Source organism: Streptosporangium nanhuense, from assembly GCF_059358815.1.
This window is the reverse complement of sequence record NZ_JCADBG010000014.1, coordinates 35051-59011: the sequence shown is the minus strand read 5'-3', so window position 1 is coordinate 59011 and position 23961 is coordinate 35051. Positions and strand designations below refer to the sequence as shown.

General features: G+C 72.1%; 18 protein-coding genes. 9 read left to right on the top strand and 9 right to left on the bottom strand.

Going from position 1 to position 23961, the window contains the following annotated elements:
* Positions 1 to 201 precede the first annotated feature (201 nt).
* A complete protein-coding gene (locus tag AC5L38_RS25785) occupies positions 202 to 1857 on the top strand; it encodes an RNA polymerase sigma factor (protein WP_495245389.1) in 1656 nt (551 codons plus the stop codon).
* 110 nt (positions 1858 to 1967) lie between these two features.
* On the top strand, positions 1968 to 2933 hold the full coding sequence (locus AC5L38_RS25780; protein WP_495245388.1) for a hypothetical protein: 966 nt from the start codon (positions 1968 to 1970) through the stop codon (positions 2931 to 2933).
* Between the two features lie 33 nt (positions 2934 to 2966).
* On the opposite strand, the gene AC5L38_RS25775 is transcribed toward AC5L38_RS25780, so the two are convergent.
* Positions 2967 to 3707 carry a YaaA family protein gene (locus AC5L38_RS25775; protein WP_495245387.1) on the bottom strand — a complete coding sequence of 247 codons (741 nt, stop codon included), beginning with the start codon at positions 3705 to 3707 and terminating at the stop codon, positions 2967 to 2969.
* Positions 3708 to 3753: 46 nt separating this feature from the next.
* Here AC5L38_RS25775 and AC5L38_RS25770 point away from each other — a divergent pair, with 46 nt between their 5' ends.
* A complete protein-coding gene (locus AC5L38_RS25770) occupies positions 3754 to 4476 on the top strand; it encodes a GNAT family N-acetyltransferase (RefSeq protein ID WP_495245386.1) in 723 nt (240 codons plus the stop codon).
* Positions 4477 to 4493: 17 nt separating this feature from the next.
* Here AC5L38_RS25770 and AC5L38_RS25765 read toward each other — a convergent pair whose 3' ends face one another.
* A complete protein-coding gene (locus tag AC5L38_RS25765) occupies positions 4494 to 4724 on the bottom strand; it encodes a DUF7455 domain-containing protein (RefSeq protein ID WP_030920243.1) in 231 nt (76 codons plus the stop codon).
* A 240-nt stretch (positions 4725 to 4964) separates the two neighbouring features.
* Here AC5L38_RS25765 and AC5L38_RS25760 point away from each other — a divergent pair, with 240 nt between their 5' ends.
* Positions 4965 to 7037 carry a DNA gyrase/topoisomerase IV subunit B gene (locus tag AC5L38_RS25760; RefSeq protein WP_495245385.1) on the top strand — a complete coding sequence of 691 codons (2073 nt, stop codon included), beginning with the start codon at positions 4965 to 4967 and terminating at the stop codon, positions 7035 to 7037.
* A 318-nt stretch (positions 7038 to 7355) separates the two neighbouring features.
* On the opposite strand, the gene AC5L38_RS25755 is transcribed toward AC5L38_RS25760, so the two are convergent.
* Entirely contained in the window at positions 7356 to 7850 is a 495-nt protein-coding gene (locus AC5L38_RS25755) for a beta-class carbonic anhydrase (protein ID WP_495245384.1), read from the bottom strand.
* Between the two features lie 166 nt (positions 7851 to 8016).
* On the opposite strand from AC5L38_RS25755, the gene AC5L38_RS25750 reads away from it, so the two are divergent.
* On the top strand, positions 8017 to 8334 hold the full coding sequence (locus AC5L38_RS25750; protein ID WP_495245383.1) for a hypothetical protein: 318 nt from the start codon (positions 8017 to 8019) through the stop codon (positions 8332 to 8334).
* 141 nt (positions 8335 to 8475) lie between these two features.
* Positions 8476 to 8841, top strand: a complete 366-nt coding sequence (locus AC5L38_RS25745; RefSeq protein ID WP_495245382.1) for a VOC family protein — start codon at positions 8476 to 8478, stop codon at positions 8839 to 8841.
* Between the two features lie 251 nt (positions 8842 to 9092).
* On the opposite strand, the gene AC5L38_RS25740 is transcribed toward AC5L38_RS25745, so the two are convergent.
* Positions 9093 to 11597 carry a DNA gyrase/topoisomerase IV subunit A gene (locus tag AC5L38_RS25740; protein ID WP_495245381.1) on the bottom strand — a complete coding sequence of 835 codons (2505 nt, stop codon included), beginning with the start codon at positions 11595 to 11597 and terminating at the stop codon, positions 9093 to 9095.
* Between the two features lie 208 nt (positions 11598 to 11805).
* Positions 11806 to 12465, bottom strand: a complete 660-nt coding sequence (locus AC5L38_RS25735; RefSeq protein WP_495245380.1) for a GNAT family N-acetyltransferase — start codon at positions 12463 to 12465, stop codon at positions 11806 to 11808.
* Between the two features lie 260 nt (positions 12466 to 12725).
* Between AC5L38_RS25735 and AC5L38_RS25730 the strand changes: the two genes are divergently transcribed.
* The gene (locus AC5L38_RS25730) at positions 12726 to 14795 is read left to right on the top strand and encodes a RecQ family ATP-dependent DNA helicase (protein WP_495245555.1); all 2070 of its coding nucleotides are present in this window, start codon (positions 12726 to 12728) and stop codon (positions 14793 to 14795) included.
* 87 nt (positions 14796 to 14882) lie between these two features.
* Here AC5L38_RS25730 and AC5L38_RS25725 read toward each other — a convergent pair whose 3' ends face one another.
* Together AC5L38_RS25725 and AC5L38_RS25720 are read right to left on the bottom strand one after the other, a co-directional pair.
* Positions 14883 to 17675 carry an ABC transporter substrate-binding protein gene (locus tag AC5L38_RS25725; protein WP_495245379.1) on the bottom strand — a complete coding sequence of 931 codons (2793 nt, stop codon included), beginning with the start codon at positions 17673 to 17675 and terminating at the stop codon, positions 14883 to 14885.
* Between the two features lie 86 nt (positions 17676 to 17761).
* A complete protein-coding gene (locus AC5L38_RS25720; protein WP_495245378.1) occupies positions 17762 to 18655 on the bottom strand; it encodes a carbohydrate kinase family protein in 894 nt (297 codons plus the stop codon).
* A 184-nt stretch (positions 18656 to 18839) separates the two neighbouring features.
* On the opposite strand from AC5L38_RS25720, the gene AC5L38_RS25715 reads away from it, so the two are divergent.
* On the top strand, positions 18840 to 21485 hold the full coding sequence (locus tag AC5L38_RS25715; protein WP_495245377.1) for a bifunctional acetate--CoA ligase family protein/GNAT family N-acetyltransferase: 2646 nt from the start codon (positions 18840 to 18842) through the stop codon (positions 21483 to 21485).
* 153 nt (positions 21486 to 21638) lie between these two features.
* On the opposite strand, the gene AC5L38_RS25710 is transcribed toward AC5L38_RS25715, so the two are convergent.
* Together AC5L38_RS25710 and AC5L38_RS25705 are read right to left on the bottom strand one after the other, a co-directional pair.
* Entirely contained in the window at positions 21639 to 22112 is a 474-nt protein-coding gene (locus AC5L38_RS25710) for a carboxymuconolactone decarboxylase family protein (RefSeq protein ID WP_495245376.1), read from the bottom strand.
* Positions 22113 to 22308: 196 nt separating this feature from the next.
* Entirely contained in the window at positions 22309 to 22803 is a 495-nt protein-coding gene (locus AC5L38_RS25705; protein ID WP_495245375.1) for a hypothetical protein, read from the bottom strand.
* A 564-nt stretch (positions 22804 to 23367) separates the two neighbouring features.
* Here AC5L38_RS25705 and AC5L38_RS25700 point away from each other — a divergent pair.
* Entirely contained in the window at positions 23368 to 23958 is a 591-nt protein-coding gene (locus tag AC5L38_RS25700; protein ID WP_362874374.1) for a DUF5998 family protein, read from the top strand.
* Positions 23959 to 23961: the final 3 nt, after the last annotated feature.

Below are 23961 nucleotides of genomic sequence, written 5' to 3'. Positions count from 1 at the left end.
TTCCGTACGCACTACTCTCTTGGTCGGCCTAGGGTGGAGGGCAACCGCCAGGAGGCGGCCGTATGGATCACGGTGTCATGCCACAATGCTGGACAGGTGCGTCGCGGTTCGCGCGGCCTCGCTAATCACAACTAGAGGTAAAACTGCCCCTAGTTGGGCATCTGGGTCCATTCTCGTCACGCTTTCCTTCGAGAGGTGTTCGTGTCGCCTGCAAGTTCGACTCGCTCGAAGCCATCCGAGCTGAACGAGCCCGTCATTCAGCAGCTGATGGAGCGGGGGCGCTCGCAGGGGTTCCTCGAGTCCGAGGATGTCCGCAAGGCCGTCGAGGAAGCGGACATTCCGATGGCGCAGGTCGCTGGAATCCTGCGAAGCCTCAGCAAAGAGGGCATCACAGTACGACTGACCGCCGAGGACTCCGCGGCTCCCAAGAAGCCCCGCACTCCCGCCAAGCGCCGCACTGCCCCGGCCGCGCCGGCCGCCGTCAAGAAGACCAAGACCGCCGCGGCGGCCAAGGAGCAGCCGGAGACCGTCACCGCGGTCGTCAGCGGCTCCGAGCCCGCCACGACCGCGGCCAGGAAGCCGGCGGCTCCGCCCAAGGCGGCCCCGGCCAAGAAGATCGCCCCGGCTGCCAAGAAGCCGGTTCCCGCCCCGCCGCCGAAGAAGGCCGAGGCCGGCGCCCCGGCCCCGGCGTCCGCGCCGAAGCCGGTCACCGGTGACGACGACGAGGTCATCGATCTCGAGGACGTCGAGATCGAGGACTTCGACCTCGAGGCCGTGACCGAGGTCGAGGTGGAGGTCGAAGCCGAGGCGGAGGTCGAGGTGGAGGCCGAGGCCGAGGCCGAGGAGGAGCCCAAGGTCGAGGCCGTCGAGGTGAACGAGGACGAGGTCCTCATCCTCACCGACGACGACGATGACGCCCCGGTGCCCCAGGTCGCCGCCGCCGGTGCCACCGCCGACCCGGTCAAGGACTACCTCAAGCAGATCGGCAAGGTTCCCCTGCTCAACGCCGAGCAGGAGGTCGAGCTCGCCAAGCGCATCGAGGCCGGCCTGTTCGCCGAGGAGCAGCTCGGCACCGACGGTGAGAAGCTCCCGGTCGACGTCCGCGCCGAGCTGGAGTGGATCGCCGAGGACGGCCGGCGGGCCAAGAACCACCTGCTGGAGGCCAACCTCCGTCTGGTGGTCTCGCTGGCCAAGCGCTACACGGGTCGAGGCATGCTCTTCCTGGACCTGATCCAGGAGGGCAACCTGGGTCTGATCCGCGCGGTCGAGAAGTTCGACTACACCAAGGGTTACAAGTTCTCCACCTACGCCACGTGGTGGATCCGGCAGGCGATCACCCGCGCCATGGCCGACCAGGCGCGGACCATCCGCATCCCGGTCCACATGGTCGAAGTGATCAACAAGCTGGCTCGCGTCCAGCGGCAGATGCTCCAGGATCTGGGCCGCGAGCCCACCCCGGAGGAGCTGGCGCGCGAGCTCGACATGACCCCCGAGAAGGTCGTCGAGGTCCAGAAGTACGGTCGAGAGCCGATCTCCCTGCACACCCCGCTGGGTGAGGAGGGCGACAGCGAGTTCGGTGACCTCATCGAGGACTCCGAGGCCATCGTTCCCGCGGACGCGGTGAGTTTCACGCTTCTGCAGGAGCAGCTCCACTCCGTTCTGGACACGCTGTCCGAGCGCGAGGCGGGCGTGGTCTCGATGCGTTTCGGCCTGACCGACGGCCAGCCGAAGACGCTGGACGAGATCGGCAAGGTCTACGGGGTGACGCGCGAGCGCATCCGGCAGATCGAGTCCAAGACGATGTCCAAGCTCCGCCACCCGTCCCGGTCGCAGGTGCTGCGCGACTACCTGGACTGAGGTTTTCCTGACAAAGGGTCCGCACCGTACGGTGCGGACCCTTTGTCGTTAACGCGGTCGTAACGGGTCGGTAGCACGCCGGGTGAAACGGATTTCTAGGCTGCCGCCTCATGGGTGTGGCCGAAGCTGACACGATTCGCGCCCGGGAGCTGCGGGTGATCGTCGATCGTCCGTGGGCGGACGCGATGCTCGACGACGCGGTCGCCGCGGTGCGCCGGAAGATGTTCGAGGCCGGCCCGATCGCGATCGGCGCGGCCCGCGGCGACCCGGAGAGCCGGGCGCTCAGGGTCGAGGCGCTGGCCAGGGCCGCCGTCGGGCACAGCCGTGCCATCGAGGCGCTGACGGCCCGCGACCGGGCCAATCCCGATCTCTGGCTCTGGCTCGGGCGCACCCGCGTCGAGGAGGCCTGGACGATCAAGCCGGACGTCAGGGCGCGGGCCGTGCAGGCGCGGCGCGTGCAGGCGTTCCAGGAGGCCATGGAGTCGGCCAGGGGGCCGCTCTTCACCGCGGCCTCGCTCGCGCCGTCCGATCCGGTGCCCTGGGAGTCGATCATGTGGCTCTATCTCGGCCTCGACCGGCCGCGCCAGGAGAAGGACGCGGTCTGGTACGAGGCCGTCCGCCGTTATCCGACGCTGTTCCCGGCCCACGTGGCCCGGCTCATGACGTTGTCCCCCGCCTGGGGCGGCAGTGCCCAGGAGATGCTGGAGTTCGCCAGGCAGGCCGTCTCGCGGGCGCCGGACGGGGATCCGATGGCGGCCCTGGTGCCGCTGGCCCACTTCGAGCGGGTGGCCGCCGAGCGGTCGCCGATGTCGCGCGGCGGCTGGTTCTCCGACGGGGCGCTGCGCGAGGTCGTCTCGCACTCGGGGCGCTGGCTGGGCCGCGACGGCCATCCCCGGTCGATCGAGGCGCACAACCTGTTCGGGGCCGCCTTCTACCTCGCGGACCTGCGACGGCCCGCGCGCGGGCACCTGATGCGGACGGGAGGCAGGGCCAGCCGGTTGCCGTGGTCCTACCTCGGTGATCCCGCCCAGCAGTTCCAGCGGGCCTGCGGGCGGCTCCACCTCGTCGCGGCGTGAACCCGGCCGGGCCTCCGGCGTGGCCGTGGAAGATCACACCATGACGTCGAGGGTCCACGGCCGTTTCCCCGTGGGCGGCGCGGAGAGGGTGACGGAGTGGCCCAGGTGATCCAGGACCTTGGCGAGCTCCCCGGGGCTTTCCGGATCGACGTCCCCCTCCAGCAGGGAGCGGGCGATCACCCCGCGGGTGGCCTTGGCCATGTGGCTGACCACCTTTCCGTCCTTGAGCACCCGTACCGCCACCGCCCGGTCGCCCGGCTGCCAGGCCGCCGCGTACGTGCTGGAGCGCAGGTCCACGACCAGGCCGGGCTCGGCGTCGAGCAGCGGGGTGACCGACCGGCGCCAGAAGGCGCCCAGGCCGCCGAGAGGCGGCAGCCGCACCCCCATCGACAGGCGGTACGGCGGCACGCGGTCGCCGATCCGCAGCAGGCCCCAGAGGCCGGAGAAGATCAGCAGGCTCTCCGAGGCCCGTGCCGAGGCCTCCGGGGACAGCGAGGCCAGGCCGAGGTTGTCGTAGAGCACGCCGGTGTACAGGTCGGCGGCCGCCAGCGTCGGCGCGGTCCGCAGGAGCAGGTTCCTGCCCACCTCGCCGGCCTGCCCCGGCGACAGGCCGAGCGTGTCGCGCGCGGCGGGTTCGCGGCACAGCGCGGTGAGCGCGTCCAGGACGGTCTCCCTGGACGTGCCGAGGGCGGGAAAGCTCAGCCCGGGCAGGTCGACGGCCGAGCCGTCACCTCGCGCGGCCTTTCCCTCGGACGGAGGCAGCAGAATCAGCACAGTGGCCGAGCGTAGCGGGGCGATCGGGGGGTTAGGATCCTTCAGCATGATCGATGAGGTCTTCGACCGGCTGGTCGACCGGGCCTGGCCGGCGTTGGAGCGGGTGGACGCGGGAGGCTGGACGCTGCGCGCCTCGGACGGGGTGACCAAGCGGGCCAACTCCGTGCTGCCGCTGGGCGAGCCGGAGGATCTTCGAACGGGCATCGAGAGGGCCGAGAAGTTCTACGCCGATCGGGGTCTGCCCTGCGTCTTCTCGGTGGGAGGCGGCGCCACGCCCGGCCTGGACGCGTCGCTGCGGGCACGCGGCTATCGGGTGGTGGACCCCACACTGGTCATGACGGCGCCCCTCATGCCCGCGGGAGCGGGAGACGAAGAGCCTGGGGAGAGGGTCGAGCTCGCTGAGGCGCCCTCACAGGCGTGGTTGGACGCCTGGTGGAGCGTGGACGGGAGGTTCGGTGACGACGGTCTGGCGACGGCCGCGCGAATCCTCACCGGCGTGCCCGCCGTATACGCCTCGCTCGGCCGGGAGGCCGTGGGACGGGGCGTGGTCCAGGGGGAGTGGTTCGGGATCTACTCCATGGCCGTGCTGCCGCACGCGCGGCGCAAGGGTCATGGACGGAAGATGTTGCGTGCCCTGCTCTCGCATGCGCGGGCGCAGGGCACACAGAGGGCATATTTAGTCGTAGTGGAGTCGAACACCGCCGCCAGGACGCTCTACGAGCGTCAGGGCTTCACGGTGGCGGGCCGATATCACTATCGGGTCCGATGATGGCTCCATTCGTCTGGTTATCGTTCGTCGTTGCCTGCCGTTGCCGGGGCGTCGCTGAGACGAGCGGACTCGTCCTGGATGTTGGCGCCCTTGTCTCTCAGCACGGCCACGTGCTGCCGCCCGTGATGGGCGCAGAACAGCAGCTCCCCACCTACGGGCAGGGTCGCGCGGATGTAAGCCTGGGCGCCGCACCGGTCACAGCGGTCAGCAGCTGTGAGCTGCTTGGCGGGGGCGAGGGTTCCAGTCACGTATCGCCTTTCAGGTCATCCCCTGAGGTGGAGGATCTGGCGTCAGTCACTTGAGAGAACATCTAACCCGATACGAACGTTCCCAACCGACCCCCTGCTACGCCCAGAGCGGAAAGTGGCCGAAAGTAACGATGATCACGCCGGATGTAACACCCGCGCCCCCCGGATGGCAAGCTTGTACGCGGCGTGGTGGGAAGAACGGTAAGCTGCGCACACGTGTTCGACAGAGTGGGAGTGGGCGTGACCGCAGTTAGCGCGGAGACGGGCTATACGGCCCGCCACCTGTCGGTGCTGGAGGGTCTCGAAGCCGTCCGCAAGCGTCCAGGCATGTACATCGGGTCGACCGACAGCCGCGGTCTCATGCACTGCCTGTGGGAGATCGTGGACAACGGGGTCGACGAGGCCCTGGCCGGTTACTGCAGCCGCATCGAGGTCGAGCTCCACCCGGACGGCTCCATCGAGGTCCGCGACGACGGCCGGGGCATCCCCGTCGACGTCGAGCCCAAGAGCGGCCTGGCGGGCGTGGAGCTCGTCTACACCAAGCTCCACGCGGGCGGGAAGTTCGGCGGCGGCTCCTACGGCGCCTCGGGCGGCCTGCACGGCGTCGGCGCCTCCGTCGTCAACGCCCTGTCCTCGCGGCTGGACGTCGAGGTCGACCGCGACGGCCGGGTCCACGAGATCAGCTTCCGCAGGGGCGTTCCCGGCGTCTTCGACGGCGACGGCCCCAAGGCCAAGTTCAAGAAGAAGTCGGGCCTGCGCGACGGCGGCACCGTCGCGAAGAACGTCACCGGCACCCGCGTGCGCTTCTGGGTCGACCACCAGATCTTCCTGCCCGAGGCCGAGGTCTCCCTCGACGAGATCCACGTCCGCCTCCGCCAGACCGCGTTCCTGGTCCCCGGCCTCACCCTGGCCGTGCGCGACAGCCGCGGCGAGGAGGCCGTCGAGGAGGAGTTCCACTTCGACGGCGGCATCTCGGAGTTCACCGAGTTCCTCGCCCGCGACGAGGCCGTCTGCGAGGTGCTGCGCCTGCAGGGCGTCGGCCACTTCCACGAGACCGTCCCGGTCCTCGACGACCTGGGGCACATGACCCCGACCGAGGTCCAGCGGGAGCTCACCGTCGACGTGGCGGTGCGCTGGGGCAAGGGGTACGACAGCACCGTCCGCTCCTTCGTCAACGTGATCGCCACCCCCAAGGGCGGCACCCACGTCAACGGCTTCGAGCGCGCCCTCGTCCGCACCCTGAACGAGCAGCTGCGCGAGACCCGCCTGCTCAAGAACGGCGACGCCCCGGTGACCCGCGAGGACATCATGGAGGGCCTCACCGCCGTGGTGACCGTCCGGGTGCCCGAGCCGCAGTTCGAGGGCCAGACCAAGGAGGTCCTGGGCACCTCCGCGGCCTCCAGGATCGTCGCCCACGTCGTCTCGCGAGAGCTCAAGGAGCTGCTCGCCAACCCGTCGCGCAACGCCAAGGCGCAGCTTCGCGCGGTCCTGGAGAAGATCGTCGCGGCGGCCAAGGCCCGCATCGCCGCCCGGGAGCACCGCGACAACCAGCGCCGCAAGACCGCCCTGGAGAACTCGGCGCTCCCCGCCAAGCTGGTCGACTGCCGCAGCGACGAGGTCGACCGCAGCGAGCTGTTCATCGTCGAGGGCGACTCGGCGCTGGGCACCGCCCGTGCGGCCCGCAACTCGGAGTTCCAGGCGCTGCTGCCGATCCGGGGCAAGATCCTGAACGTGCAGAAGGCGTCCGTCGCCGACATGCTCAAGAACGCCGAGTGCGCCGCGATCATCCAGGTCATCGGCGCGGGCTCCGGCCGCTCCTTCGACATCGAGGCCGCCCGCTACGGCAAGGTCATCCTGATGGCCGACGCCGACGTCGACGGGGCGCACATCCGCTGCCTCCTGCTGACCCTCTTCCACCGCTACATGAAGCCGATGGTCGAGGCCGGGCGCGTCTTCGCCGCAGTGCCGCCGCTGCACCGCATCGAGGTGATCAACCCCACGCGCGGTCACGGCAAGTACGTCTACTGCTACTCCGACGCCGAGCTGCAGAAGGTGCTGCGCGACCTGGAGCGCCGGGGCAAGCGCTGGAAGGACCCGATCCAGCGCTACAAGGGCCTGGGCGAGATGGACGCCGACCAGCTGGCCGAGACGACCATGGAGCCCCGGCACCGCACCCTGCGCAGGGTCCGCATCGAGGACATCGAGGAGGCCGAGCGCATCTTCGCCCTCCTGATGGGCAGCGACGTGGCCCCGCGCCGGGAGTTCATCGTGAGCAGCGCGGCTGAGATCGACCGCGACCACATCGACGCGTGACCGCCCCCGCCGGGTGATCTCCCGGCGGGAACGGCCGACGGCGGATCTCGCGGCACCGGTCGGCCGGTCGTGGCGCCGGTCGGCGTGTTTCGTGGCGCCGGTCGGGCTGATCGGGCGCCGGTCGGCATACTCCGCTGCCCGGTCGAGTTGATCGGGGCGTCGGCAGGCGTGTTTCGCCGCCCGGCCGGCTGATCGGTGCGTCGCCGCCGATCGCGTGTGCCCGCGCCTCCCTCACCGTGCCCGGCGCCCCCGGACGCCGGGGAACACGGCCGATCGTGAAACCGTGATCCGGCCCGGGCCCGGGCCGGATCACGAGGTTCAGATCTCCACCGGCGTCAGCTTGCCGGTGCGCACGTCGTAGATGGCCCCGCCGACCGGCATGCCGACGGGCAGGAACGGGCTCGTCCTGATCCGTACGAGATCATGACGGAGCGCCGCGTCCTGGTCGGGGACGGTGTGGAAGTCCAGGCTGCGGGTGTCGACGCCGCGCCGGGCGGCGATCGCGTGCACCTCGTCGTCGGTGACCTTGGTCATGCCGCAGTCGGTGTGCGGCATGACCAGCACCCGCTCCACTCCCAGCAGGTCGACCGCCAGGACGAGCGTGCGCAGGACGTCGTCGGTGACCCGGGCCCCGGCGTTGCGGAGGATCTTGGCGTCGCCCGGTTTGAGGCCGAAGAGCCCCAGCGGGTCGATCCGCGAATCCATGCAGGTCACCAGGGCGAGGCCGCAGGCGGCCCTGCCGGTCAGCCCGGCGTCGGTGAACGTGGTGGAGAACTTCTCGTTGGCGGCCAGCAGGTCGTCAAAAGCACTCACGTGTGCATCCCTCGGTCGGTGCGATCAACGGACTAATGATGCTTCATGCCCGTTCCAGGGATGTTGCCGGGGGCGCACCGGGTGACGACTTCACCAAGATCCCACCACCGCTCATCGCTCTGGGTCATGATGTCGTCACCCAAAGTCCGGAAGTGTGGAGAGGCTGATGAGCAGGACCGAATCGCTGGCGGACTATCTGCGTGACCAGGGGAGGCGAAAGCTGGACCGGGTCGAGGTCAGGGACGGGGGGCGCAACGCGCGCTCGGCGCTGTCCCTGCTCGACGCGGCGGTCTACACGCGGTCACTCAAGGAGGACGACCCGTTCGTGGCCGTTCTCGCGGAGGCGGGGTGTTTCGGCCCCGAGGGCACCGGTGAGTTCGAGCCGACGGACCGGGTCGCCAGGGTCGTCCGCTTCTGGGAGTCGGGGGAGCCCTGGCAGCTGCTGATGGCGATCCGGTTCGCGCTCCAGGGCGCGCTCACCTGAGATCACGGGTTTCGGCCCGTCCGCCGGGGAAAGGCGGACCGGGGCCGGAGGTGTGGCACCGGGCCGATCGGCGCGGCGGCCATTGAGGCTCCCGGTGACACCGCCATAGGATCTTCGTCGGTGCCGAGTTCGGGAGGAAACATGGGAATCGCGCAGCTGAGGTCGATCGTCCTCGACTGTCCAGACCCCAAGCAACTGGCCGATTTCTACAGCGCGCTGCTGGGCTGGAAGATCGCCAGCGTCGAGGAGGACTGGGTGGTGGTCACCGGAGGCAGGCCCGGACGGCTCTGTTTCCAGATGGTCTCCGACTATCAGCCGCCGCAGTGGCCCACCACCGAGCGGCCCCAGCAGTTCCACCTCGATCTGACGGTCGAGAACCTCGACGAGGCCGAGAAGGAGGCGCTGGCGCTGGGCGCGTCCAAACATTCGTACCAGCCGGGCGAGGACGAGGGTTTCCGGGTCTTTCTCGACCCCGCCGGGCACCCGTTCTGCCTGTGCGTCGACTGACCCTCCTGGGTGATCTCAGGGCCTCCGGGCGATCGGGCGTCCCGGACGCTCCCGGGGGCTCCTGGGGGCTTCGTGCCGGCCGGACGCCCGGTGAGGCGGCCGATCGGCCGCCCCGCGTGATCTCAGGCAGGGGCGCACCGCCGGAAGCCTCGTGGCCCACCGGCCATCTCAGGTGATCTCGCAGCCGCACAGGGCCCCGGGGGCTCCCGCCGTCACGGCGGGAGCCCCCGGGGCCCTGTCGCGGACGAGGGTCACTCCTCGGGGGCGGGAGCCGCCGCCGAGCCCTCCTCGCCGTCTCCGGTGCCGAAGGCGCCGAGGGCGCCGCCTACGGCCGACACGGTGTGGGTGAGCCGTACGCCGGAGCCGTCACGGCGGCCCAGCTCCTCGGGCAGCGGCACGGGCTTGCCGACGGCCGAGACCGCGCGGGCCGGGCCGGGGCCCGCCCAGGCGAGCAGCAGGACGTCCTCGCCCTTGAGGAACCGCTGGACGCGGACGCCGCCGGTGGCCCGGCCCTTCGGCGGGTATTCGGCGAAGTCGGAGACCTTGGCGCCGCCGACCTGGGTGCCGGGCAGCGCCGTCGAGGAACCGGCGATGGTCACGACCTGCGACTCGCGCGACGGATCGACCGCGCCGAACCAGACCACCACGGCACCGCCGTCCAGCCGCACCCCGGCCATGCCGCCCGCGGGACGGCCCTGCGGGCGGACGACGGAGGCGGAGTAGCGCAGCAACTGCGCCTCGGAGGTGATGAAGACGAGGTCGTGGTCCTCGCTCTCGAGCTCCACCGCGCCCACCACCGTGTCGCCCTCCTTGAGGGTGATCACCTCGAAGTCGTCGCGGTTGGCCGGGTAGTCGGGCACGACCCGCTTGACCACCCCCTGCGCCGTGCCCAGCGCCAGGCCGGGACCGTCGGGATCGAGCGAGCCGATGCCGACGACCGTCTCGCCCGGGTTGAAGGTGACGTACTCCGCGACCGGGTGGCCGCCGGACAGCGACGGCGGGTTGGCCGAACGGGGCAGCGTGGGCAGGTCGACCACCTGGACCCTGATCATCCGGCCCTGGTTGGTGACCACGCCCACCTCGCCCCTGACCGTGCTCCGCACGGCGGAGACCAGCACGTCGTGGGACGATCGGTCACCGTCGCCCGCCAGCGGCGAGGCGTCGAAGGTGCGGGCCAGCAGGCCGGTGGAGGAGAACAGCACCAGGCAGGGGTCGTCGGCCACCTCCAGGGGGACCGAGACGTTCCTCGCGACCCCGGAGGACTCCAGCAGCACCGTGCGGCGCGGGGTGCCGAAGGTCTTGGAGACCTGGGCGAGCTCGTCGGAGACGACCTTGCGGAGCTTGTCGTCGGAGGACAGGATCGCGGTCAGCTCGGCGATCTCGTCGCGCAGGGTCTGGCTCTCGCGGTCGAGCTCCAGCTTGTCGTAGCGGGTCAGGCGGCGCAGCGGGGTGTCGAGGATGTAGTTGGCCTGGGTCTCCGACAGCTCGAAGACCTCCGTCAGGCGCTCGCGGGCCTGGGCGGAGTTGTCGGAGGAACGGATGACCTGGATGACCTCGTCGATGTTGAGCAGGGCGACGATGAGGCCCTCGACGAGGTGCAGGCGCTCCTCGCGCTTGCGCCTGCGGTAGAGCGAGCGGCGGCGGACCACGTCGATGCGGTGGTCGACGTAGACCTGGAGCAGCTCGCGCAGGCCCAGCGTGCGCGGCTCGCCGTCGACCAGGGCGACGTTGTTGATGCCGAAGGTCTCCTCCATCGGCGTGAGCCGGTAGAGCTCCTCCAGCACGGCCTCGGGGATGAAGCCGTTCTTGATCTCGATGACCAGGCTCAGGCCCTTGTGCCGGTCGCTGAGGTCCTTGAGGTCGGAGATGCCCTGGAGCTTCTTGGCGGTCACCAGCTCCCTGATCTTGGTGACCACGCGCTCGGGGCCGACGTTGAAGGGCAGCTCGGTGACGACGATGCCCTTGCGGCGGGGGCTGACCTGCTCGATGGCGCACTTGGCGCGCATCCGGAAGGTGCCCCGGCCCTTGGCGTACGCGTCGCGGATGCCGTCGAGGCCGATGATCGTGCCACCGGTGGGCAGGTCGGGGCCGGGGACGAACCGCATCAGGTCGTCGAGCGTCGCGTCGGGCTTCTTGATCAGGTGGCGGGCGGCGGCGACGACCTCGACGAGGTTGTGCGGCGCCATGTTGGTGGCCATCCCGACCGCGATGCCGGTGGCACCGTTGACCAGCAGGTTGGGGAAGGCCGACGGCATGACCGTGGGCTCGGTCTCCTGGCCGTCGTAGTTGGGCTTGAAGTCGACCGTGTCCTCGTCGATCGACTGGACCACGGCCATGGCCGCCGAGGCCAGCCGGGCCTCGGTGTAGCGCATCGCGGCGGGCAGGTCGTCGGGGGAGCCGAAGTTGCCGTGCCCGTCGATGAGCGGCAGGCGCATCGAGAACGGCTGGGCCATGCGGACCAGCGCGTCGTAGATGGCGGTGTCGCCGTGCGGGTGGAGCTTGCCCATCACGTCGCCGACGACGCGCGAGGACTTGACGTGGCCCCGGTCGGGCCGCAGGCCCATCTCGCTCATCGAGTAGAGGATGCGGCGCTGGACCGGCTTGAGGCCGTCCCTGGCGTCCGGCAGCGCACGCTGGTAGATCACCGAATATGCGTATTCGAGGAAGCTGGTGCGCATCTCGGTGGAAACGTCGATGTCGACGATCCGCTCCTCGAAGCCCTCGTCGGTCGGGGGTGTGGTCGTCCGTCGAGCCATCTGATTTCCTGCGCGCGCGCCCCGGCCGTCAGGCCGGAGGGAGGCGCATCCTCCTTCTGTCTTCGTGGTCCAACCGTCGGCGCCGGCTCTCCGGGGAGCCTTGGCCGGGATGTCCGATGGGAGCCCGGTGACGGGGGCGACCGGGCATCATACCGAGACTCGATACCATACCCAGCGCATACGACACTTCCGGGCCCTCCCGGCCTGTTTAAGGGTGCCGGGGCCGTTCCGGCGTGGTTCCCGGGGCGGCCGTGGCGCCGGTGGCGCCGGTGGCGCCGGTGGCGCCGGGGAGGGCGCGGGTCCGGGGGCCCGCCCCCGGCCAGGGGCCGGGGGTCTCGCCCTCGTGCTCGTCGCCGGGCACGTTCACCTTGGTGTCGTAGACCCTGAAGCCGCGCGCCCTGTAGTTGGCGAGCGCCACCGGGCTGTCGAGGGAGCAGGTGTGCAGCCACACCCGCCGGGTCGCCTCCCGCTCCGGCTGCCGGTCGGCCAGGTCCCAGGCCCTGGCCACGCAGGTCTCCAGCAGGTGGCCGCCGACGCCCTTGCCGATCGCCCACGCCAGGAGGCCGAAGGAGGCGATCTCGACGGTCCCGCCGTCCTGCGGGACGAGCTCGGCGTAGCCCGCCGGGGTGCCCCGGTGGTAGGCCACCCAGGTCTCCACGCCGCCGGCCAGCCAGTCGGCCCACTCGTCCCAGGTCCACGGCAGCTTGTTGGTCCAGTGCCAGTCTCCGCCGACGGCCGTGGTGAGGAACCGGCTGAACTCGGGCGAGGGCAGCTCGGCGCGCACGACGTCGACCTCGATCGACGGCGGCTTGGCGGGCAGCAGGTCCGAACGCGAGGTCTGTTCGAGGTACCAGGTGGTGACGTCCATAGTGGATGCATCAAATCACGGCTCGGAGCCCCTGCGGTCCCCCGTTCCCGGCGCCGCGGGCCCGGCGGCGCCTCACGGCGCCCTGCCGGGCACCCGTCTCGTGCCCGGAGGCCGTCGATCACCCCTCTGACCTCCTGTCCGGTACGGCGCACGCCGGGCTCCATCCCCCTCCGGACACGGCATGTGCCGCCCGTGTACGCCGTACCGGGGAAAAACAGTCGGCGAGACCTGGTACCAATGACCGGGTGAGCGAAGAGCTGATGCTGCGCGAAGAGGCCGCCGACCGGCTGCGGGCGCTCGCCGGGGAGCACGCCCGGTTGCGCGAGGACCAGTGGGCGGCGATCAAGGCGCTGGTCATGGACCGGCGCCGGGTGCTCGTGGTGCAGCGCACCGGCTGGGGCAAGTCGGCGGTCTACTTCATCGCCACCGCGCTCCTGCGCGAGCTGGGCGAGGGGCCGACCGTGATCGTGTCGCCGCTGCTGGCCCTGATGCGCAACCAGATCGCCGCCGCCGAGCGCGCCGGGATCAACGCGGTCACGGTCAACTCGGCCAACCCCGAGGAGTGGGAGCAGGTCTACAGCCAGGTCGCCGAGGGCGAGGTCGACGTGCTGCTGGTCAGCCCCGAGCGGCTCAACAACCCCGACTTCCGCGACCACGTGCTGCCCGAGCTGGCCGAGAGCGCGGGCCTGATCGTGGTCGACGAGGCGCACTGCATCTCCGACTGGGGTCACGACTTCCGCCCCGACTACCGGCGACTGCGCACGCTGTTCGAGGAGCTCACCGAGGGCGTGCCGATCCTCGCGACCACCGCCACGGCCAACGCCAGGGTCACCCGCGACGTCGCCGAGCAGATGGGCGAGGAGACGCTCGTGCTGCGCGGCGCGCTGGAGCGCGACAGCCTCCACCTCGGGGTCGTGCGCCTGCGCGGCGCCGAGCAGCGGCTGGCCTGGCTCGCCCGGACGCTGCACGAGCTTCCCGGGTCCGGCATCGTCTACACGCTCACCGTGGCCGCCGCCCAGGAGATCGCCGCCTACCTGCGCGAGCAGGGCCACGAGGTGATCGCCTACTCCGGGCAGACCGAGCAGGCCGAGCGGCTCGCCGCCGAGCAGGCGCTGCTCGACAACAAGATCAAGGCGTTGGTCGCGACCTCAGCGCTCGGCATGGGCTACGACAAGCCCGACCTCGGCTTCGTCGTGCACGTCGGCGCGCCCCAGTCCCCGGTGGCCTACTACCAGCAGGTCGGCCGCGCGGGCCGAGGGGTCGAGCGGGCCGAGGTGATCCTGCTGCCCGGCGCCGAGGACCGCGACATCTGGGCCTACTTCGCCTCGCTGGCCTTCCCGCCCGAGCCCGTCGTGCGCGCGGTGCTGGCCGCGCTGGAGGAGGGCGGCGTGATGTCCACGGCCGCCCTGGAGAACCGGGTTGACCTCAGCAGGAGCCGCCTGGAGACCATGCTGAAGGTCCTCGACGTCGACGGCGCGGTGCGCAGAGTCAAGGGCGGCTGGGAGTCCACCGGCGAGCCCTGGGGCTACGACGCCCCGCGCTACGCCAGGGTCGCCGCCGAGCGCGAGGCAGAGCAGCGGGCCATGCTCGAATACCTCGACACCACCGGCTGCCGCGAGGAGTTCCTGCGCCGCCGCCTCGACGACGACACCGCCTCCCCCTGCGGGCGCTGCGACAACTGCACCGGCGCCCACCGCTCGCCCGAGGTGGACGAGCGGGCCGTACGGTCGGCGGCCGACCGGCTCCAGCGGCCCGGGGTGGACGTCGAGGCGCGCAAGCAGTGGCCGACCGGGCTGACCGACCTCAAGGGCCGGATCAAGCCGGAGCTGGGCGCCGAGCCGGGGCGGGTGCTGGGCAGGCTCACCGACATCGGCTGGGGCAACCGCCTGCGCGGCCTGCTCGCCGACGGCGCCGCCGACGGCCCGGTCCCCGACGACGTCTTCGCCGCCGTGATCAAGGTGCTGTCGTCCTGGGACTGGGCCCAGCGCCCGGTCGGCGTCGTCGCGGTGCCCTCGGGCAGCCGCCCCCTGCTCGTCCGCAGCCTGGCCGAGCGGCTGGCCCAGGTCGGGCGCCTGTCCTACCTGGGCGACCTCGGTTACCGGTCGGGTCCGCCCGGGCGGCAGTTCAACAGCGCGCAGCGCGTCCAGGCGATCAGGGGCACCCTCGCCATGCCCGCCGCCCTGGGCGCGGCCGTCGCCGGGGCCGGGGGCCCGGTCCTGCTCGTCGACGACCTGGTCGACACCGGCTGGACGATGACGCTGGGAGCCGCGATGCTCCGCCACGCCGGGGCCCCGGCCGTGCTGCCCCTCGCCCTCGCTGTCACCAGCTAGGCCCGCCCGCTCGGGGGCGGGCCCTCAGGGAGGCGGGCTCCCGGGAGGGCGCGGCCCAGGGACGCGCCCCTCAGGAAGGGCGGGCCCTCAGGAGAGCCCGAGGTCGACGTAATCGTAGTCGGAGAAGGCGTGGCTGACGTGCACGTTGGTCAGGCGCTTGCCGCGGAGCAGGACGCGGGTGTCCCACTGGACGGGCAGCACGAGGGCCTGTTCCATGACCGTGCGGTCGACCCGTGACCACAGCTCCTCGCGCCGGGCGGGGTCGAGCTCGGCGCCGGCCTGGTCGATGAGGTGGTCGGCCTCGGGCAGGCGCACGCTCACGTTGAACGACAGGTCGTCCTCCAGGATCTCCCGGCTGTCGGCCAGATAGGGAAGATAGCTGGCGCCCTCCGGCCAGTCGGCGGTCCAGGCCCGGAGGGAGAGGCCGATCTTCTCCTTCCTCAGATAGGACGGGCTGCCGCCGTGCTGGGCCGTGTGCTCGGCCTGGGACAGGCCCTTGAGCGTGAGCCGGATCCCGACGCGCCCCAGGGCCGTCCTCAGGGCCTCGGCGGCCTTCCGCTCGGAGGGCTGCGCGGCCCGGAAGACGATCGTGGCCGCGAAGCCGCCGGGCCGCCCGCACGCGGCCAGCTGCCCGCGAGCCGCGGCCACGTCCCCCTTGCCGGTCTGGTACAGGTTCAGCGGGCGGTGCCCGGAGATGGTCGGCGGGAGCAGCCCGGTGGCGATCGTGCCCGCGCGCAGGCCGCGGCCGTAGGCGTCGCGCAGGGCCTCCCGGTCCGCGGCGGCGAACACGGCCCTGCGGCAGGCCACGTTGTCGAAGGGCAGCACCTGCGGGTTGATCGTGACGTACCGCAGCCAGCCGATCGTGGGCGTGTCGGCCCGCGCCTTGAGGGCCGGGTCGGCCGCGATCCGCTCGGGCAGGCTCGCGCTCGCGCCCGAGTCGAGGTCCAGGTCGAGGTCGCCGGAGACGAGGCCCCTGTCGACGGCGCCCTGGTCCATGGCGAAGGTGATCTCGTAGCGGTCGGGGAGCGCCCGGCGGTTCGGGTCGGTCGCCGGTGACCAGTGGGGGTTGCGGACCAGGACGAGCCGCTTGCCCCGCTCCGCGCTCTCGAACCGGTAGGGGCCCGAGGAGAGCACGTGCTTCTCGTACGCCACGCCGGTGTCCTTCGCCTCGGGGACCGGCATGGTCTGGGTGACCTGGGCGACGTGGTCGAACGCCCCGTGGGGCTTCCTGAGGTGGAACACGATCGTCCGGTCGTCCGGGGTCCGGATCGCCCCGTCGGTGTCGGCCTTCGGCGAGGCGAAGTAGCCCCGGTAGCCCGAGGGCAGGTTCAGCAGCTGCTCGAAGTGGTACGGGCCCCGGCTGAGGGTGTCCTTGCCGATCGCGCGGAGCACGGCGTGCTTGACGTCCGCGGCGACGATCGGCGTGCCGTTCTCGTACTTCAGGCCCGCCCTGAGCCGGTACGTCCACGTCCTGCCCCCGTCGCCGGGCACGCCGGGGCCCTCCGCCAGGTCGCCCACGAGCTCCCGGCTCCCGGTGCCGGGGGCGGGCCGGTACATCGTCAGCGAGCGCCCGTAGAGCCGCGCGACGTTCCACATCGACGGGTAGTAGGTGTTGCCCGGGTCGAAGGAGTCGGCGACGAAGCCCGCGCCGAACCGCATCGTCCCGCCCTTGCGCGCCGACGGGTTGACGACCGAGGCCGAGGCCGCGTCGAAGCCGGTCGGCGCGGGCTTCGGCGTCACCCGCGAGACGGCGTCCGGCTCGCCGGACGGCAGGACCAGCCAGGTGGCGACGCCCAGCACGCAGGCGGCCGCCAGGGTCGAGGCGACGGTCAGGACGCGGCGGCGCTCCGCCGTACCGGCGAGCCGGGCGAAACGGGCGGGCAACGACGAGGAGAACCCGGTGGAGGGCGTCGCCGGGGCCGGGGCGGGGGAGTCGGCCGGCACCGGCGCGGGAGCCGGCGCGGGGCTCCCCGAGGAGGAGCCGGCCGTTTCCGGCGCGCGAGGCGGCGGGGGAGACACGGGTGCGGGGAACGTTCCCGGGGCCGGGGCCGGGGTAGGTACAGGGGCGGGACCGCCCGCGTCCAGCAGCATGTCCAGCACCTCGGCCGAGCCGGGCCGGGACCGGGGGTCCTTGGTGAGGGCCGCGCCCAGCAGCGGGCGCAGCGACTCCGGCACCCCGGACAGTTCAGGCTCCGCGACGAGGATCCGGCGCATCACCACGGGCAGGTTGCCCAGCCCGAACGGGGGCTGCCCGGTCGCCGCGAACACCATGGTCCCGGCCCAGGCGAACACGTCGCCCGCCGGTCCGACCTCCTGCTCGTGGAACTGCTCGGGCGCCATGTAGGCGGGCGTGCCGACCAGGTCGGTGGTCAGGCTGTACGCGGCGTCCAGCGCCCTGGCGATGCCGAAGTCGATGACGCGGGGGCCGTCGGGGCCGAGCAGGACGTTGCTGGGCTTGAGGTCGCGGTGCACGATCCCGGCGCGGTGGATCGCCGCCAGCGCGGTGGCGGTGGCGACGGCCAGCCTGAACAGCGCGTACCTGTCGCGCGGCCCCTCCCTGGACACCACCTGCTGCAGCGACTCGCCGTCGACGTACTCGCTCAGGATGTACGGCCGGTCGCCGGTGGCGTCGGCCTCCAGCACCCGGGCGGTGCAGAACGGGGCGACCCGCCGGGCGGCGTCGGCCTCCCGCTGGAAGCGCCGCTTGGCGTGCGCGTCGTCGGAGAGCCTGGCGTGCAGCACCTTGAGCGCGACGCGTTCACCCGAGGGCGTGCGCGCGAGGTAGACCACGCCCTGGCCGCCCTCGCCGAGGAACCCGACCAGCCGGTGCGGGCCGATCAGCTCCGGGTCGCCCGGCCGCAGGGGGCGGGGCTCCGGCATGCGTCACTCCAGGGGGTCGCCGCGAACATGGTCCGACCACATTATTGGATCACTGTGGGGACGGGGCACCCGGCGCGGACGGGCGGTCAGAGGCGGGGACGGGCGCCCAGGTGCGAGATGGCCCGGGAGGCCAGGTGGCAGCCGGAGGCGAGGGCCTCGGCCGGGGGCTTGCCGCCGAGCCAGGCGGGCAGGAACCCGGCGGTGAAGGCGTCGCCGGCACCGGTGCCGTCGACCACGCGCTCCACGGGCTCGGCGGGGACCTTGATCGGGTCGGGGCGGTTGTTGGCGTACCAGAGCGCGCCCTCGTCGCGGAGCTTCACGACGACCTGGGGGAACCAGGCGGTGAGGACCTTGGCGGCGGCGGCGGGGTCGTCGCGGCCGGTGAGGACCTTGGCCTGGTCGGCGTTGGCGAACAGGAGCTTGGCGCTCTGCGTCCATTCCAGGAACGGCTCGGCGCCGGTGCGCTCCAGGGGGGCGGAGGAGGAGCAGTCGACCGAGACGGACATCCCCGCGCGGCGGGCCATCTCCAGGGCGGCCATGCCGGCGTCGCGGGACCCCTCGTTGATCAGGGTGTAGCCGGACAGGTGCAGGTGCCCGCCCTGGGAGAACAGGTCGCGGGGCAGGTCCTCGGGGGACAGGGCCGCGTTCGCGCCGGGGTCGGACAGCATGGTGCGCTCGCCCTTGTGGGTGACGAGCACCACGCAGGTGCCGGTCGGGCGCTCGGGGTCCATGACGAGGCGGGCGTCGACGCCGTAGCCCATCAGCTCCATGTCGCGGTTACGGCCCGTGATGTCGGCGCCGCGCCGCCCGATGAAGGCGACCTCGGTGCCCTCGACGGCGAGCCAGGAGGCGATGTTGGCACCCGAACCACCGCCGTGCATGGTGACGATCGCCGGTGTGTCGCTGGCCCTCGCCAGCGGGTAGCGAGCCCGCGCGACCGCGTCGGTCATGAGATCGCCCACCACGACCACCCGCGTCATGATGTCACCACCTTGCTGCCTTCGATGCCGACGTGCCTCTAGACATGCTTCAAGCCATACCTCTGGTCGTGCCTCTAACCGCGAAAAACTTAACAGCTTCCGGCCAGCGTATGGGGTCTTGACCGGACACCGGACCATAGTCGATGCACAAGCGTTGCGTGAATCCGTCCGGGTGGTCTTCCGGATGAGATTCGCGTCTACTCTCGGGACTGTGGAGGCTGCTCAGTATCCCGCTCACTGGGAGGCGGACGTCGTCCTGTCGGACGGCGGCACCGCTCACGTACGCCCGATTCGGCCCGCCGACGCCGACCGGTTGCGTTCCTTCTACGGCCGGCTGTCCGACGAGTCGATCTACTTCCGCTTCTTCGGTCCCCGGCCGCGGCTGTCGGAGCGGGAGATCACCTGGTTCACCAACGTCGACTACGAGAGCCGCGTGGCGCTGATCGCCACGATCGGCACCGAGATGGTGGCGGTGATCCGCTACGACCGGATCGAGCCCGGCGAGGCCGAGGTCGCCTTCCTCGTCGAGGACGCCCACCAGGGCCGGGGGGTCGCCTCGGTGCTCCTCGAACACCTGGCCGCCACCGCCAGGGAGAAGGGCATCGCCCGCTTCGTCGCCGACGTCCTGCCCGCCAACCAGAAGATGATGGCGGTGCTCAAGCAGGTCGGCTACACCGCGCAGAGCCGCTTCGCCGACGGCGTGGTCAGGATGACCCTCGACCTCACCCCGACCGAGACCGCCCAGGAGGTGACCGCCTCCCGCGAGCACCGCGCCGAGTCCCGCTCCATCGAGCGGCTGCTCTCACCGGGCTCGGTGGCGGTCGTGGGGGCGGGCCGCGAGCCGGGCGGCATCGGCCAGACCGTGCTGCGCAACCTGCTGGGCGCCGACTTCGCCGGCCCTGTCTACCCCGTGCACCGCGAGGCGCGGTCCCTCGCGGGGGTGCGGGCCTACCCGAGCGTGACGGCCATCGACGGCGAGGTGGACCTCGCCGTGCTCGCCGTACCCGCCGACGGGGTGATCGACGTGGTCAAGGAGTGCGCGGAGAAGGGCGTGCGAGGCCTGATCGTGGTCTCCTCGGGGTTCGGCGAGACCGGCGCCGAGGGCCGGGCCAGGCAGGACGAACTGGCGCGCATCGCCCGCGCGTACGGCCTGCGGGTCGTCGGCCCCAACTGCCTCGGCATCGCCAACACCGACCCCGCGGTACGGCTGAACGCCACCCTCGCCGCCACCCTCCCGGAGCTCGGCCGGGTCGGCTTCTTCAGCCAGTCGGGCGCCCTGGGCACCGCGCTGCTGCAGCGGGTGGCCCAGCGCGGCATGGGCATCTCCTCGTTCGTCTCGGCGGGCAACCGCGCCGACGTGTCGGGCAACGACCTGCTGCAGTACTGGGAGGAGGACCCGCGGACCGACGTGATCCTGCTCTACCTGGAGTCGCTGGGAAACCCCCGCAAGTTCGCCCGCCTCGCGCGGCGCATCTCGCGCCGCAAGCCGATCGTGGTCGTCAAGAGCGGCGGCACCACCCAGAACGTGCCCACCGGCCACGCCGCGCCCGTGCTCGGCCTGCCCGACACCGCGCTCAGCGCGCTGTTCGAGCAGGCCGGGGTGATCAGGGTCGACGACCTGATCCAGCAGTTCGACGTGGCGCAGCTGCTGGCCTACCAGCCGCTGCCCGCCGGGTCCAGGGTCGGCCTGGTCAGCAACTCCGACGCGATGGCGCTCCTCGCGGCCGACGCCTGCGTGCGGGTGGGCCTGGAGCCCCGGCCGCCGGTCAACCTCGGCGCGCGGGCCTGCGCGCGGGAGTTCGGCGAGGCCCTGACCTCGGTGATCCCGGACGTGGACGCCGTGGTCGCGATCTACATGCCGCCCGTCCCCGGCGACGGCGCGGAGGTCGCCGCCGAGCTGTTGCGCGCCTCCCGCGACTGCGGCAAGCCGGTGCTGGCCACCTTCGAGGGCAGGATCGGCATGCTCGACGAGCTGCGGGTCGGCACCGTGCCGGGGCGGGGCTCCATCCCCTCGTACGCGGCGCCCGAGGAGGCGGTCCGCGCGCTCGCCCACGTCGTGCGGCACGCGCGCTGGCTGGAGCGGCCCGCGGGACTGCCCGAGGAGATCGAGGGCGTCGACACCGCCGCCGCGCGCGACCTCGTGCTCGCGACGCTCGCGGACGCCCCGGCCGAGATCGACGCCTCGGCGCTGCTCGCCCGCTACGGGGTGGAGGTCTGGCCGTCGGAGACGGTGGAGTCGGCGGAGGAGGCCGTCGAGGCGGCGACGAGGCTCGGCTGGCCGGTCGTGCTGAAGGCGGCGGGCCCCGAGGCGGCCATGCGCGCCGGGACCGTGCGTCTCGGGCTGTCCGGGCCCGACGGGGTGCGCGACGCCTACGCCGACCTGACGCGCCAGCTCGAACCGGAGGCCGTGCTCGCGGTGCAGCGCATGGCCCCGCAGCCCGCGGTGCCGACCGTGGCCGGGGTGACGGACGACCCGGCCTTCGGCGCGGTGGTCTCCTTCGGGCTCGGCGAGATCACCGCGCGGCTGCTGCGCGACGAGGCGTACCGGCTGGCCCCGCTGACCCGCGAGGACGCCGCGGCGCTGGTGAGGTCACCGCGCGCCGCGCCCCTGCTCCTCGGCGAGTACGGCTACCCGCCGGTCGCCGTCGAGGCCCTGGAGGACCTGCTGATCCGGCTCGGGCGGCTGGCCGACGACCTCCCCGAGGTGTCGCGGCTCACCCTCGACCCGGTGCTGGTGGGGGAGTCCGGGGTGATCGTGCTGGGCGCCCGGGCCGTGCTCCGCAGCCACGAGGGCCCGCGCCCCGACGGCGGCCCCCGGCGCCTCGGGTAGGTCGTCTCGTGCGGATCGCCGCATCGGCGGTCCGGGGATGCCGTCGACCGGCACGCGGCGGGCATGGATCCGGCCGGATCCAGCCGCCGCCTCCCGGCCGGGACACGCCCGCCCCCCGAGGGTGGCGGCCCGGCGGGGTGGGCCCGGGGCCCGTTACCCGAACTGGCCGGGCTGGTAGTCGCCGGCGGGCTGCTGGACGACGACGTTCACGCGGTTGAAGGCGTTGATGACGGCGATGAGCGACACCAGGGCGGCGAGCTGGTCCTCGTCATGGTGCTTGGCGGCGTTCGCCCAGGCGTCGTCCGTGACGCCGCCGGCCGCGTCGGCGATGCGGGTGCCCTGCTCCGTCAGCTCCAGGGCGGCGCGCTCGGCCTCGGTGAACACCTTGGCCTCCCGCCAGGCCGCGACCAGGTTGAGGCGCGCCGGGGTCTCCCCGGCGTGGGCGGCGTCCTTGGTGTGCATGTCGGTGCAGAAGCCACAGCCGTTGATCTGGCTGGCGCGGATCTTCACCAGCTCCTGCGTCGCGGCCGGCAGCGTCGAGTCCACGACCGCCTTGTTCGCGGAGGCGAGGTATCTCATGACTCTGGCGCCGACCGGGTTGCCGGAGAGGTTCAGGCGGGCATCCATGGCGTGCTCCTTGTCGTTGTCGGTGGTCACACCTCTCGGACGGGACAGCCCGGCGGGATGTGACACGTGTCCTTCCCGCCTCTCGACGGCGGGGGCCCGGACGACGCCCGGGCCCCCGCCAGAGAGGCCGCCCCTCCGGCCCGGCTCCGCACGCGGCCGGTCCGCCCGACGGTCCGGACGGAACCTCCTGACCTGTTCACCGGGTCGCGGGGACGATCTGGACGGTGCTGGCGACGGTGGCGGGCGCGGGACCGTGCTCCACGTGCTCCACATCCTCCACGTCCTCCCGGACGAAGTGGACGGCCCTGCCGGACGCGGTCAGCGTCCCCGAGGCGTCCGGCGACACGGCCACGCCGACCGTGATCCGGGGAAGCTGGAACCCGGGGGCGGCCAGGTCACGCGTGCCGCAGCCGACGATCCCGGCCGTGATCCGGCACCTCCAGCCCGTACCCGAGGCGCTCACCGGCGTCAGGCCCGAGGGGAAGTGGTAGGTCACGCCGGTCGGACGGGTGATCCCGCCGGAGCCCGGGGCCGCCGTGACGTCGATGGAGAACGTGCCGGAGCCACCCGCCTCGAACGGGCCGTCGTGGACGGTGGTGAGGATCAGGTCGCCGGGTGGGCGCGTCCCCCAGGTGGGCGGGCCCACGGCGGTCGCCGCCGCGGTGGTCATCGCGGTCGTCACGACGGTCACCGGGACGGCCATCGCGAGGCGCGAGAGGCCGGTCCACCACCCCGGCCGTGCCCGTCGCGGTGAACCCGGCCGGGCCACTTCGGCCCGTTCCGCCGGCTCGGACGATGTCACCTCGGCCCGTTCGGCCGGCTCGGACGATGTCACCTCGGCCCGTTCGGCCGGCTCGGACCGTGTCATTCCGGCCCGTTCCGCTGGATCCGCGTCCTCGTCGGCCATATTCCCTTGCCCCCGATTCCGGTAGGGATTTACCGTTTCCGATTTCGGCGCCGCACGCCGCATGTCCCGGATATGTGAAACAAGGCGGGAGAATGCTAAGAATCGCCCGTCACCGCTGTCCGGGACGGCACGCGCACGCCACCGCCACTGTTCCCGGTAGCCCCGATGGAGCCATGCCAAACCAGGCGAGGGGTAAAGCCGCAGGCAGGAAAGGGCTCCCGGACCGCCTCCGATGACGTTTTCCCGGCCGGAAGAAGCCGATGGCGGGCCGCATCACGATTTGCACCGCCGGCCGAAGGTCACGTGCTCCCGGTGAAAGCGCTGCCCCGGACAGGGCAGGATGGACCCATGAGGGAAACCCGACTCTCGTCCGCCGGCCTGCGCGACGCCATCGACCGCAGTGGCTACTATCCCGACCTGGTCGCCGACGCGGTCGAGTCCGCGCTCGGCAAGGAGCAGGTGGGCGCCTACGTCGTGCACCACGAGGCCACCTTCGACCCGGCCATGGAGGTGCGCAGGCACGTCACCGTGCTCGTGCTCTCCCCGACCCGGCTGCTCGTCTGCCACACCGACGAGCACCCGCCGGTGGAGGGAGTGTCGGCGTCCCACGCCTCCACGACCACCGAGGCCGTGCGTCTCAGCCGGATCCAGTCGGTCGCGGTCACCCGGGTCGTCCCCGATCCCGCCTCCTACGTGCCCGGAGTGCCGCCCACGGAGGTCACGCTCACCATCGGCTGGGGGGCCATCTCCCACGTCGACCTGGAACCGGCGACCTGCGGCGACGAGAACTGCGACGCCGACCACGGATACACCGGCGCCATCACGGCCGACGACCTCTCCCTGCGGGTGAGCGAGGCGGCCGACGGGCCGGAGGCCGTCTCCCACGTGCTGGCCTTCGCCAAGGCACTGTCGGAGGCCACCGCCCGCACCGCCTCGTGAATC